Origin of the sequence: Tenacibaculum profundi, assembly GCF_052050075.1 — a bacterium.
In the GTDB taxonomy this organism is placed as follows: Bacteria; Bacteroidota; Bacteroidia; order Flavobacteriales; family Flavobacteriaceae; genus Polaribacter.
Genome location: NZ_CP197225.1, coordinates 798314 through 812798, shown reverse-complemented (window position 1 = coordinate 812798; position 14485 = coordinate 798314). Strand labels below are relative to the sequence as shown.

At 32.8% G+C, this 14485-nt stretch carries 6 protein-coding genes; 3 read left to right on the top strand and 3 right to left on the bottom strand.

The window, feature by feature from the left end; translation table 11 throughout:
- The first annotated feature begins 569 nt into the window (after window positions 1–569).
- The 3 genes from ACSIGE_RS03200 (at window position 570) to ACSIGE_RS03190 (ending at window position 11217) form a co-directional block, all read left to right on the top strand.
- A complete protein-coding gene (locus tag ACSIGE_RS03200; RefSeq protein ID WP_440881350.1) occupies window positions 570–8759 on the top strand; it encodes a gliding motility-associated C-terminal domain-containing protein in 8190 nt (2729 codons plus the stop codon).
- 10 nt (window positions 8760–8769) lie between these two features.
- Entirely contained in the window at window positions 8770–9678 is a 909-nt protein-coding gene (locus ACSIGE_RS03195; RefSeq protein ID WP_440881349.1) for a PorP/SprF family type IX secretion system membrane protein, read from the top strand.
- 594 nt (window positions 9679–10272) lie between these two features.
- Window positions 10273–11217 carry a Fic family protein gene (locus ACSIGE_RS03190; RefSeq protein WP_440881348.1) on the top strand — a complete coding sequence of 315 codons (945 nt, stop codon included), beginning with the start codon at window positions 10273–10275 and terminating at the stop codon, window positions 11215–11217.
- A gap of 189 nt (window positions 11218–11406) precedes the next feature.
- On the opposite strand, the gene ACSIGE_RS03185 is transcribed toward ACSIGE_RS03190, so the two are convergent.
- From ACSIGE_RS03185 to ACSIGE_RS03175, 3 genes are read right to left on the bottom strand one after another with little or no spacing between them, the layout of a single operon-like run.
- Window positions 11407–12513, bottom strand: coding sequence for an exonuclease domain-containing protein (locus ACSIGE_RS03185; protein WP_440881347.1), 1107 nt, complete (start codon window positions 12511–12513; stop codon window positions 11407–11409).
- A gap of 42 nt (window positions 12514–12555) precedes the next feature.
- Window positions 12556–13215 (bottom strand): YggS family pyridoxal phosphate-dependent enzyme, encoded by a 660-nt coding sequence (locus ACSIGE_RS03180; RefSeq protein ID WP_440881346.1) that lies wholly within the window; start codon window positions 13213–13215, stop codon window positions 12556–12558.
- Between the two features lie 28 nt (window positions 13216–13243).
- Window positions 13244–14482: a DUF1015 domain-containing protein gene (locus tag ACSIGE_RS03175; protein WP_440881345.1), complete on the bottom strand. Its 1239-nt coding sequence runs from the start codon at window positions 14480–14482 to the stop codon at window positions 13244–13246.
- Window positions 14483–14485 lie beyond the last annotated feature (3 nt).

Here is a 14485-nt window from a genome sequence, read left to right as displayed (position 1 = left end):
ACATAAATACGATTTATTATTTTTTAATATTTAAATTTTTAGATAGAAATGTATACTTTAATCCTTTTTATTAATTATTAAATACTACGCCATAAAAAACGTTGAATTATAAATCTTATATATTTTAAAGGAATACATAAAATTTTTTTATTAACAGGATGCTTTACTAAAAATATCAAGCTCTATTATTACCTCTTGCCAGTTTAATAAGAAACTAACTCTTTTCATTTTTCTGTCATTTATTTCTTGTACAAGGAATAAATTTATGACTATCTAATATGATGTTTGTTTGAATTATTTTGATGTATCAAGTCTACTAAATTTCATTTTTAAAATTATGAAAAGAATAAAATCATAAACTAAAGAGATTGACTTCTTAAAGAAATATTACTGCACTTTAACAAATAAATTCAACATAAGAGACCTTTATCTGTAGTTTCGTTAAAATCGATTAAAACACTTAAAAACAACGCTTTATTTTTTTTGATCTTATTTAATGAAAACGAATAAATCCATAGATTTTTTGAATAATAAACAAAGTTTATCCAACATTTTTAATAATTGTAAGTATGTATAGAATAGAATTTAAAAGAAAACTACTACTTTTTTTAACTATTCTTGTCTTTGGGATCACCAACACTTTTGCACACACAGTAACTGTGGCATGGGCTTTTGATCCAACAGGAACAAAGTTAAGAATATATTTAGAACATTGGCATAGTGATATGGGGTCTTTTCCAGCTTCTGCCACTATAGATTTAACTGTTTCTGTAAATGGAGGTCCACCTGTTACAGCCTTTGGAGTACTCCCAACGGGACCAATTAATAATACAGGAATAAGTTCCCTCCCAGTTTTGTCAGGCACTTCTGTAAATATTATTGTAACCACAAGTAAATCTGGAGCACATAATGATTGGGGGTATTGGGATACACCATTATCAAGTCTAGGTATTGATTGTGATAATAGTAACCCATCTGTATCCTTAGCAGTGACAGTTAATAACCCGGGAGACTGTGTTTTTGACGCATCAGAGTTTGCATTTCCCCAAACAGCATCTACAACAGTATCAGCACCAGACTGTCCTTTAGGCGTTATTGCTGCTAATCAAGATGATTTTACGGGAAGTATTTTAGCTCCTGGAGATTCAACAGGTTCTGTAATAAGCAACGATACAATGAATGGTAATCCAGTTGTTTTAGGAAATAATCCAGGAGAGTTAACGCTATCAGCAGTCAGCGTGCCAAATGAACTAACACTAAACCCTGATGGAACTGTCACGGTCAGTCCAGGAGCCCCATCGGGTACATTTAATTTAACATATCAGATCTGCGAGAATGATGCTGCATCGACAAATTGTCAAACAGCTACTGCGTCGGTCAAAGTTTTACAAAATATACAAGCAAATGATGATTTTTTCTTTGGCAGTCCATTAACCATAGGAGATACTTCTATTTCTTTGGCTAATAATGATACATTAGGAGGTTCTGGAGTAATTGTAGGAAGTAATTCAGGTGAAGTCAGCGTTAGCGGGGTAAGCGTGCCAAATGAATTGACATTAAACTCAGACGGTACCATAACAGTTAACCCTGGCGCTCCTTCAAATTCATATTCACTAGTATATCAAATATGTGAAAATGGAGCTAGCCCAGCTAATTGCAGTACTGCTAATGTTACATTAGTGGTAGCAAATATTATTGATTCTGTCCTCGATGATTTTAGCGGCAGTCCATTAACAATAGGGGATAGTTCACCTTCAGTAATTACTAATGATACATTAGACGGTATTTTAGCAATTATTGGAAATAATCCAGGAGAGGTGAGTATTAGCGGAGTAAGTGTACCAAGTGAGCTTACTTTGAATAATGATGGTACAATTACTGTAAATGAATCAGCTCCTTCAGGAACATATACCTTAACCTATCAAATATGTGAGAATGGCTCAAGTCCTTTAAATTGTGATACGGAGACAGTGACTATTGTCGTCTCAAACATTATAGACTCTGTATCTGACGATTTTAGTGGAAGTCCAATAACAATAGATGACTCTTCTCCATCAATTATTGGTAACGACACATTAGATGATAAACTTGTAGTAATAGGAGGAAACCCAGGAGAAGTTACTCTGACTCCAATAAGTGTTCCAAATGAATTAACATTAAATGGAGATGGTACAATTACCGTAAATGAAGCGACTCCTTCAGGAACGTATACCTTAACCTATCAAATATGTGAGAATAACTCAAGTCCTTTAAACTGCGATACGGAGACAGTAATTATTGTTGTTTCTAATGTGCTAGATTCAGTGGGGGATGATTTTAGTGGAACACCGCTGACAATTAATGATTCTTCACCAACTGTAATACTTAATGACACATTAGATAATAAACCTGTTGTCATAGGAGGAGATCCAGGAGAAGTTAGTCTATCTCCTATTAGTGTCCCAAATGAATTGACACTAAATGGAGATGGTACGGTTATAGTAAACGCAGCAACTCCTTCAGGCACTTATACATTAACTTATAAATTATGTGAGAATAACTCAAGTCCTTTAAACTGCGATACAGAAACAGTGACTATTGTTGTATCTAATATTATAGATTCAGTATCTGATGATTTTACTAATAGCCCTTTAACCGTTGGAGATACATCTATTTCTGTGATTGATAATGATACATTAGATGAAGCAACTGTAGTTATAGGAAGTAATCCAGGAGAGATTAGCATAGACCCAATAAGTGTTCCAAATGAGTTAACATTGAATCCAGATGGAACGGTTACTGTTAATTCACCTGCGCCATCAGGAACCTATACATTGAGTTATAAAATATGTGAAAATAATTCAAATCCAATTAATTGTGACACAGAAACAGTTATCATACTAGTTTCTAATATTCTAGATGCAGTAGATGATGATTTCATAAGTACTCCACTAACAATGAATTCAAATTCTCCATCGGTTATCCTTAATGATATGCTAGATGAAACTACAGCAGTAATAGGAGGAGCTCCAGGAGAGGTTAGTCTAACACCAATGAGTGTCCCTTTTGGACTTATTTTAAATGGAGATGGTACCATTACTATTACCCCAGATGCGGCTCCTGGTTTTTACACTGTAACATATAAAATATGTGAGAATAATGCAAATCCCATTAATTGTGACACAGCCTCAGTTTTAGTGCTAACAGACGAAGACACTGATGGTGATGGAATATGGAATATGACTGATTTAGATGATGATAATGATGGTATTCTTGATAGTATAGAGCAATCAGGAGATCCTGATAAAGATAGTGATGGTGATGGAATTGTAGATAGAAAAGATTTAGACAGTGATGGTGATGGAATTTTAGATCTTCATGAGAGTGGTCAAAATATTATCTCAGTAGATTCCGACGGAAATGGAGTTTTAGATGCTTCGATAGATTTGGATATGGATGGTATAGTTGATATTGTTGATGCAGATTCTAATGATCCAAATTCAATAGGAACGGTTGATCCGATTGATACTGACGGAGATGGTATTTCAGATTATTTGGATTTAGATAGCGATAGAGATGGTATTTCAGATTTAGTAGAGGGAGGGTCTGATAGTAGTTTAGACGCGAACAATAACGGAATTTTAGATGACCAAACTGATAGTGATGAGGATGGTATTGCAGATATTTTAGATAGTGATACAGGAGGAAATCCAGCATCTGTTCCTGATACCGATGGAGATGGTACACCAAATTATTTAGACTTAGATAGTGATAATGATGGTATTAATGATATTGTTGAAGCGGGAGGAACAGATAATGACGGTAATGGTCAAAACGATATGAATTCCCTTATAAACGGTATTACATTACCAGATTCAGATAATAACGGGGTTCCCGATGTCTTGCAACCTAGTAATCCAAAATTACCAGGAAATTTAGATAGTGATTTAAATGGAGTTATAGATGATAATACAGACAGCGATAGCGATGGTATTCCTGATTCAATGGACGGTAATATAGGAGTGTATGGAGATGCTCATATGATCGATACCGATGGAGATTACATACCCGATCAACATGATTTAGATGATGATAATGATGGGATTTTAGACAGTGTTGAAGAATCTGGAGATTTAAATAGGGATACTGATGGAGATGGAATTGCCGATCGTTTAGATTTAGACAGTGATGGGGATGGTATTTTAGATATTACAGAAAGTGGTCAGGATATGGTTTCTATAGATATTAATAAGAATGGAATTTTAGATAGTACTGTAGATTCAGATAATGATGGTGTTATGGATACAGCTGATAATGATGATTCTGACCCATTATCACCAGGAAGTACAGTGCCAACAGATAGTGACGGAGATGGAGCTACAGATTTTCAGGATTTAGATAGTGATAATGATGGAGTTTCTGACTTGGTAGAAGGTGGAAGTGAAGCGAGCTTAGATTCAGATACTAATGGAGTATTGGATGATCAAACCGATAGTGATAATGATGGAATAGCAGATATTTTTGATATAGATAGTTCAGGGGGGGCATCATCTACTCCTGATACTGATGGAGATGGGATGCCTGATTACCAGGACTTAGATAGTGATAATGATGGTTTAAATGATGTAGATGAGGTCGGTGCTACTGATGCTGATAGAGATGGCCAAATAGATTCTTATAATTTGGTTGATGGTTCAAATTTAAAGGATATTGATAATAATTCTGTACCAGATATCTTAGAACCAAATAATCCTAAGCTGCCCGGAAATTTAGATACAAATAACGATGGAGTTATAGATGATAATACAGATAGTGATGGTGATGGTATTCCTGATTTTATGGATGATAACGAAGGGAATTTTGGTGATTCACAGATGCCTGATAACGATGGTGACGGAATTCCGGATGAACATGATTTAGATGATGATAATGATGGTATTTTAGATGAAGTTGAGCAGTCAGGAAATGCAAATAGAGATACAGATGGCGATGGAGTTTTAGATCATTTAGATTTAGATAGTGATGGCGATGGTATTTTAGATTTGGAAGAGAGTGGACAAGTTATCGTTACCGTTGATGCGGATGGCAATGGTATTCTAGATAGTACTGTAGATTCAGATAATGATGGTGTTATGGATACCGCAGATGATGATGATTCAGATCCATTTTCAAATGGTACTATATCGCCAATTGATAGTGATAGTGATGGTATTTCAGATTTTCAAGATTTAGATAGTGATAATGATGGTATTTCAGATTTAGTAGAGGGAGGTAGTGATGGAACTCTTGATAGTAACAATGATGGCTCTATAGATGATACCTCAGATAATGATGGAGATGGCATAGCAGATGTTTTCGATACTGATAATGCTGGTACAAAAGCATCAGTGCCTGACACCGATGCAGATGGAATTCCAGATTATCAAGATTTAGACAGTGATAATGATGGACTTAATGATGTAGATGAGTCAGGAGGAACTGATAATAATGGAGATGGTCAAATAGACATGAATAATTTGGTGGATGGAACCAGCCTACCAGATGAAGATGGAAATGGAATTGTAGATGTTTTAGAACCGAATAATCGAAAATTGCCAGGAGTTTTAGATTTAGATGGCAATGGAATTATAGATGACAATTCTGATACTGATGGAGATGGAATTCCGAATGTATTAGATGGAGCTGCTGATGATGGTTCAATAGATAAACCTTTAGAAGATGCAGATGGTGATTTAATACCTGATATTTATGATTTAGACGATGATAATGATGGTATTTTAGATAGCGTAGAAGAGCAAGGGAATCCTAATAGAGATACTGATGGAGATGGAATTTTTGATCGCCTAGATTTAGATAGTGATAATGATGGTATTTTAGACCTTTTAGAAAGTGGACAAAATACCTCAGACGTTGATCAGGATCTAAATGGAGTATTAGATAGTATTATAGATGCAGATAATGACGGTTTAATTGATACAGCTGATATTGATGATGTTAATATAGAAGCAGGAGGAAGTACTGTGCCTATAGATAGTGATGGAGATGGTATTTATGATTTTCAAGATACTGATAGTGACAATGATGGTATTTCTGATTTAGTAGAGGGAGGTAATGAACCTACTCTAGATAGTGATAATAATGGAATGGCCGATAATCAAACAGATACTGATGAAGATGGAATTATAGATGCTTTCGACCCAGATAATGGAGGAACGTCGGTGACTGTTCCTGACAGTGACAGCGATGGGTTACCTGATTATCAAGATTTAGATAGTGATAATGACGGACTTAATGATGTGGATGAGTCAGGAGGAAGTGATTCTGACGGAGATGGTCAAAATGATGAAAACGAATTAGTTGATGGAGTAAGTTTACAGGATAGTGATGGAAATGGTATTCCAGATGTATTGGAACCAAATAATCCAAAATTACCAGGAATTTTAGATTTGGATGGTAACGGAATTATAGATGATAATACAGATAATGATGGTGATGGTATTCCAAATGTATTGGATGGGGCCCCTGAAGATGGGAGTAAAGATGCACCTCTTTCAGATACAGATGGAGATTTAATTCCAGATATCTACGATCTAGATGATGATAATGATGGAGTTTTAGACGTTATTGAACAGAAAGGAAATGAAAATAGAGATACTGATACCGACGGAACTTTTGATCACTTGGATTTGGATAGTGACGGAGATGGTATTTTGGATTTACAAGAAAGCGATCAGAGTATGTCTTCAGCAGACTCTGATGGTGACGGAATTTTAGATAGCATCATAGATGCAGATAATGATGGAATAATGGACACAGCTGATAATAGTGATTCAGATATTACAGCGGGAGGTACTGTGGAACCAAAAGATAGTGACTTTAATGATGATCCTGATTTTCAAGATTTGGACAGTGATAGTGACGGTGTTTCTGATTTGTTAGAAGGAGGTGTTGATGTTAGTTTGGATTCTAATAACGACGGAGTTATAGATAACCTTAACGATAATGATGGAGATGGAATCTCTGATGCGCTAGATCCAGATGCGGGAGGTGAATTCGTAAATACACCAGATACGGATGGTGATGGTATGGAAGATTACCGTGATTTAGATAGTGATAATGATGGGTTAAACGATGTTGAGGAAGCAGGAGGAACTGATGTCAGCGGCGATGGTCAAATAGATACAGATGAATTAATTCAAGAGGAAGATTTACCTGATGAAGATGGAAATGGTATTCCAGATGTGCTAGAACCTAATAACAGAAGACTCCCAGGTGTTTTAGATTTAGACAGAGATGGGATAATAGATGATGCCACAGATATTGACAAAGATGGTATTCCAGATGTACTAGACGGAGCACCTTCTAATAGTTCAGAAGATGCCCCATTGTTAGATACTGATAAAGATAAGATTCCTGATATTTATGATTTAGATGATGATAATGATGGAATTTTAGATAGTGTTGAGGAGTTAGGTGATCCAAATAGAGATACTGATAATGATGGAATTTTAGATCGTTTGGACTTAGATAGTGATGGAGATGGAATTCTAGATTTAATAGAGAGTGGACAAATAGCCTCAATTGTTGATTTGAATAATGATGGTATTGTTGATAGTATAATTGATTCCGATAATGATGGCCTTTTAAATAAGGCAGACTCTAATGATACGGATATTAATGCTGGAAGTAGCACTGTGCCAACAAATAGCGATAATGATTTATTTCCCGATTTTCAGGATTTAGATAGTGATAATGATGGAATTTCAGATTTATTTGAATCAGGAGTTGATGTTCGTTTAGATCTGGATAATGATGGAATAATTGACGATAATTCTGATAATGATGAAGATGGTATCGTTGACGCCGTTGATTTAGATGATGGAGGTATTTTTACTAACGTTCTAGATAGTGATGGAGATGGTAAACCTGATTATCAAGATTTAGATAGTGATGGAGATGGAATATCAGATCTAATAGAAGGAGGTAATGATTTATCTCTAGATATAAATAATAATGGAATGTTAGATAGCATATTGGATAGTGATGGAGATGGTATAATGGATTCTGTAGATCCTGATAGTGGAGGAGATTTAGGTAGAATTCCAGACACTGATGATGATGGTATTCCTGATTTTAGAGATCTAGATAGTGATAATGATGGTGTTAATGATGTAGAAGAAGTAGGAGGAACGGATACTGATAATGATGGGAAAATTGATACACAAGAATTACGAGGTTTAATAGATTCAGATGCAGATGGTTTGCCAAATTTCAGAGATGATGATGATGATGGAGATGGTATTTTAACTTCAGAGGAAGATTTAAATAGAGATGATTCATTAGAGAATGATGATACAGATGGAGATGGTATTCCAAATTACTTAGACCCAGATGATGATGGAGATGGTGTTTTGACCATTGATGAAAGTATGGGAGATTGCGATTTTGATGGAATTTTAGATTATTTAGATGTTACAGATTGTAATATGATACCAGAAGGTTTTTCTCCTAATGGAGATGGTGTAAATGATGAATTTGTTATCCCTTTATTATCAAAATACCCAGGTTTTACAATGCAAGTTTATAATAGATACGGTAGAAAGGTCTATAAGTATGATAATAATAATAGGGCACTTCCTTTATGGTGGAATGGATATGCTAATGTGAGTTTGACTTTCTATGGAAATAATCCCGTTCCTGTCGGAACTTATTTCTATGTTATTGAGTTAAATGATATTAATAACAGAAAATATTCTGGTTGGGTTTATATAAATAGATAATAAAAAAGAAATGAGAAAAAATATATTTATAATTATAGTCATTTTTGTTAGCCTTTCTGTTCAAGGGCAACAAGATCCACATTATACACAATATATGTATAATATGAATATTATCAATCCAGCTTATGCAGGATCTCAAGGAGGTTTAGCTTTAAGTTTTTTAGCTCGCACTCAATGGGTAGGAATTAATGGTTCTCCTAGAACACTTACTTTTAATGCTCAAGCTCCTGTAGGAAAAAATGTTGGATTAGGGCTTTCAGTTTTATCTGACAAAATAGGACCTTTGTCAGAGGAGCATGCGTATGCAGATTTTTCATATACATTAAAAGTAAATGATCAGTCTAAATTTGCCTTTGGTTTAAAGGCAGGAGCTACTTTCTTATCTGCACCTATAGCTTTTCTGAATACTGTTAACGCAGGAGATTTAGCATTTCAAAATAACCTGAATGAGGTAAAACCAAATTTTGGTGTCGGAATTTATTATTATTCTGATAATTACTATTTGGGATTGGCTTTGCCAAATTTGTTAAAAACAGTTCATTTTGAAAGAAGTAACGGGGTTGTATCAAAAGCCTTAGAAGAGATGCATTATTTCTTTACCGGGGGATATGTTTTTAGTTTTGAGAATAATATAAAATTCAAACCATCTTTTCTTGTAAAGGCAGCAGTAGGAGCCCCTATAACAGTAGATTACTCTGCAAATATTTTGTTTAACGAAAATATTGAATTTGGACTTTCTTATAGGTATGATGATTCTTTATCAGCTATTTTTAGTATAAATGTAATTAAACAATTACGAATGGGATATGCCTACGACCATACTTTTACAAATTTAGGTAATTTTAATTCTGGAAGTCACGAAATTCTTATGACTTTTAATTTGGGTCGAGAAAAATCAGAATTTATGCGTTTTTTCTAAAAGCTTTATTGGGTTAGCATAAATAAATAATAAACTAAATATACTTACAAAAGTACCAAGATTAAAATACTAATCTTGGTACTTTAGTCTTTTAACATAAAAACGAAAAGCTTCAATAAAATAGAATAAAACTCAGTTAAAATTAAAAATAATAATTTCATTCTGTCATATTTATTCCTAATAATGAATGGAATGATATTCAATTTGTAAAGTGAAAATAGCCAACTTTTTTAATGTTAAAATGAAAAATAAAAAATTAATCTAATTCCTAAGGCACTAAAGGCAAAACTTTATCGTTAGCTTTTATTATTGAGTGAAAAATAATAGTTTGCGTATACCATAGATTTCGCAAATACCCCAATTTTTTGAGATAATCAATTGTAGATTGATATAATATATTGGTTCTAATTTTAGATTAATTTAGAGAATATAGATGTTAGTTTACAAAAAAACGATTATTTGGTAAAATCAGAATATAGAATGAAAGAGTTTTTGACAACAATTAAAAACAGTTCATTAAACATGTTTTGTGTATCCCATTAATTGGTGTGATAGATTTTGATCATAAATAAAATAAAATAAAAAATAAAAATTATGTTTGATGCCAAAGAACTAGCCGAGAGATATATCGATAATAAAGCATTTGTGAGATATTATCAAAACTTCAACCACCTGCCTGGGCAAGAAGCTGAACTTAATGATCGACTAAACAAATTAAAAGGGGCGTATAGTCTTTTAAAATCGCCAAATTATAAAGAAGTTATTGAAAAAGAAAAATCATTATCATCCAGTATTCAGGAAAATGAAGGATCAGAAAAACAAAAAAAAGCGTTAGCTGATTTTGAAGTAACTCAAGCATATCTAGTTGATCTTGAGAAAAGCTCTGCACCATTAAGTGTTGAACAAATATTAGCTGTAAACGCCTTATTTGGTAGTGGAAAAAAACAAGATCCGAATGGGAAATTTGGTATACTAGCTAACTTTCCTGCCAATGAAATGCAGGGAATAGGAAGTGGTTTTACTGTTCCAATAGGCTATGTAGCAATAGAAACTAAAGATATGATCGATCAGTTAAATAAAGCGATAACCAGCACAAAACCTATCGAACAATTAGTAGGTGCAGCATGTTTTTTCTCTCGTTTCATAAGTATTCATCCTTTTAAAGACGGAAATGGTCGTACTGCAAGAGCTTTGTTAAATGTAGCATTAAAAAAAATGGGATTACCACCAGCTGTATTTGATGGAATTGAAGCGGCATTATCAGTTGGTATGACAACACTTAATTATTCAAAAGAAATGGATAAAGCAATAGTGCCAATTACTGAAAAAATAACACAATTTTTAAAGGAAGAAAGTTTTTTAGCTGAACTTAAAAGTCAAGGTGTTCATAAATCAGTAAACAGAGATGCAGGAAATGTTTCTGAAAAGTTATTAAAAGCTCATTTGATACCAGCAGACAAAAAGCGAAGTCTACCTCCTGAAGGACAGGTTTTAATGTTGTTGAAAGCACTTGAAAATGGATTGAAATTAATAGGATAGGAAAGCTATTAAAAATCTTGGCAATTGATTTCAAAAGCAATCGTTTAGAATCTATTAAAATTAATAAAAAGATATACAGGAAGTCCTATAAAGGCTTCCTTTTTTTATTACAAATTGTATTTTGCCATAAAAATCAGGAAAAATAAATTATTAAAGAATTATAAGAACTCAGAAATAGAGTTTTTTGATTTAAACAAGAACATCTGTATTTTCATCAGAGATTCTTACTAGTTTCTGAACTTTATTTTTAAGCAAATAATTTTTAATAATGATTTTGGCAAGCTGTTTATTTTCGATCTTTGTTAACATTGATCTCAAAATAGATAATTTATTTTCTTGAAAAGCTAAATTAGTAAAAGCATATCCTATAACTTCATTATTTTCAATTAGAATTACAGCATTTTCTTCTGGCTTTCTTCCTTTGTCAAAGAGAAGAAAACTATGATTATTGAAAGTTTTTGATACTTTTTTACGCTTTCTGATAATATTGTATTTAGGCCTTATTTTGTCTAGCTCTAAATGGTATTTTAATCTTGTGAGTAACGGATTGCCTGTTTCTTCATAGCTAACTTCAAAAACTCTTTTTAATACTTTCTCGGCTTTATTCGTTTTTTTTACGAACTGCTTATTTAGCTCTAGTTTCATATTTCTACCTCTTCCGATAAAAATTATTTTACCTTCTTGATTATGAATATAAAAAACACCTTGTGTCTCTGGAATACTATCTATAATTCGTAAAATCCTGAGCTTTTCATGTCTGTTGTCAAAATATTTTATAGACTGAGTAATAATTTCTTTTTTATTGTCTTTATCTATCAATAGTTTAAATAGCTTAACAGTAGCATAGGCATCACCATTAGCTCTATGCCTGTCAGTTACAGGAATTCCTAAATGCCTACAAAGTTTACCTAAACTATATGAGGGAGCATCTTTTATTAATTTTTTGCTCAGTGCTACTGTACAAATTGTGTTTTTAAGATAATCGTATCCCAAACGATTAAATTCAGTTTTTAAAATGCGATAATCGAAACTGGCGTTATGAGCGATTAAGATGCAGTCTTGTGTAATTTCAATTATTCTTTTGGCTATTTCATAAAACTTAGGAGCATTTTTTAACATTTTATTATTTATACCCGTTAATTTGGCTACAAATTCCTGTATTTCTCTTTCAGGATTAACAAGACTGATAAATTGATCAATTACCTCATGCCCATCGTATTTATAGATCGCGATTTCTGTAATCCCTTCTTCATTAAATTTACCCCCAGTTGTTTCAATATCTAAAATTGCGTACAATTATCTTCTTTTTAGTTCTTTATAAGCTCACTAAAAGTAAAGCTAAGCATTATAATTTCTAACTCCAAATATAGAACTACCAATTCTAACCATATTACTACCTTTTTCAATAGCTAATTGGTAGTCTCCGCTCATCCCCATTGATAGTATTTTTAGGTTGGGATGTGTTTTATGCATTTTTAAATAAAAACATTGTAGCGATTCAAATTCGTTAAGGATTTGTAATTTACTGTCAGTAAAAGTCGACATTCCCATGAGCCCTGAGACATGAACATTTTTTAGTGATTTTAGTTCATTTGAATTTAAAATAGCTTCTATCTCAGTGAATGATAAACCAAATTTACTATCCTCGTTAGCTATTTTAGCTTGAAGAAGACAATTGATTACCCTTGAATGTTTTTCGGCTTGTTTATTAATTTCAATGAGGGTTTTAAAACTATCTACACCATGGATTAACGATACAAAATGTGCCATATGTTTTACCTTATTTCTTTGAAGATGTCCTATCATATGCCATTCAATATCTTTTGGTAAAGCATCGTATTTGCTAACCATTTCTTGTATCTTATTTTCACCAAAAACTTTCTGTCCTGCGTCATAAGCTTCTTGTATATCTGAAACAGGTTTCGTTTTTGAAACAGCAACAAGTTTGACGTGACTAGGAATTGTTTTTTGTACTTCTGTTAAATTAACTTTTATCATTTTTCTATGTTTAAAAAACAAATGAGTATCATATCTCGTATATGGTTAATGCGCTTGGTAGTTTAGGTTCTATATAGGTTGTTTTAGGTGGCATAATCAAATCAGAATCTACTATGTTTTTTATCTCTTCTATAGTTGTGGGTCTCATCCCAAAAGAAACTTTAAAGAGTCCCTCATCTACTTTCGTTTTTAGCTCCAAACCTCCTGACTTATTTTGAGAATAAATTATTTTAGAACTATTTCTTATATCATTGATTCCTAAAATAGGCTTTAAAACTTTAGTAAATAAAATTTGAGCATCTAATTCACTTATAGGGCTGTTAAATTCATAAGCTGATTTTCTTAGTGCTAAAGAGTAAAAACTTCCATTTAAATACATACTAAAAGTATGCTTTTCTTGCGGGTGAAAAAGCTCATCTCCCTTTTTTTCAATTTTAAAAATAGTATCTAATTCAACAAGAAATTCTTCAGGTGTTAAATTATTTAAATCTTTTATAAATCTATTAAATTCATAAATACATAATTGACTCTCAGGTAGTAAATAACTCATAAAAAAATTGTAAGGCTCATCACCAGTATGGTTTTTATTCGAGCTAGCTAAGTTTTTGGCTAAAATACAAGATGAAGTAGAACGATGGTGACCGTCTGCAATATATAAAGTTTTCACACTCTCAAAGGCACTAATCATTGCCTTTAAGTCTTCAGGGGCTGTAACAACCCATAGTTTATGAAGGTTTTTATCAATAGATGAAAATTCATATTCAGCTCTGTTTGATTTGTATTTTTGAATAATATCTTCTATTGTATTATTATCGGGGTACGTTAGTAAAACAGGCTCAGCATTAAACCCTGTATTTTTTAAATATTCTTCAAATAATAACTCTCTTTTATGTAAAGTACTCTCATGTTTTTTAATAACTTCATTATCATAGTCTTCAACAGAAGTAGCTGCAATAACGCCACAAAAAGTATGTGCAGCTGTTTTTTTTTCATAAATATAAAAACTTGAAATGTCGTCTTTTTTTAAATAACCATCTTCTTTGAATTCAAGATATCTATTATGTACCAGTTTGAATCTTTGTGCACCTGCTACATCTTTTTTATGGTATTTATATCCAGGATTTACAACATGTAAAAAAGTATAAGGATTGAATGCTAATTTCGCATTTAATTGATCAATAGTATAGGCTTCATACGATTCGGTAGATACCAGACCAACTTTATCTCTAGTGGCTCTAACAGCTTTAAATGGTTTTACGATTGCCATAAA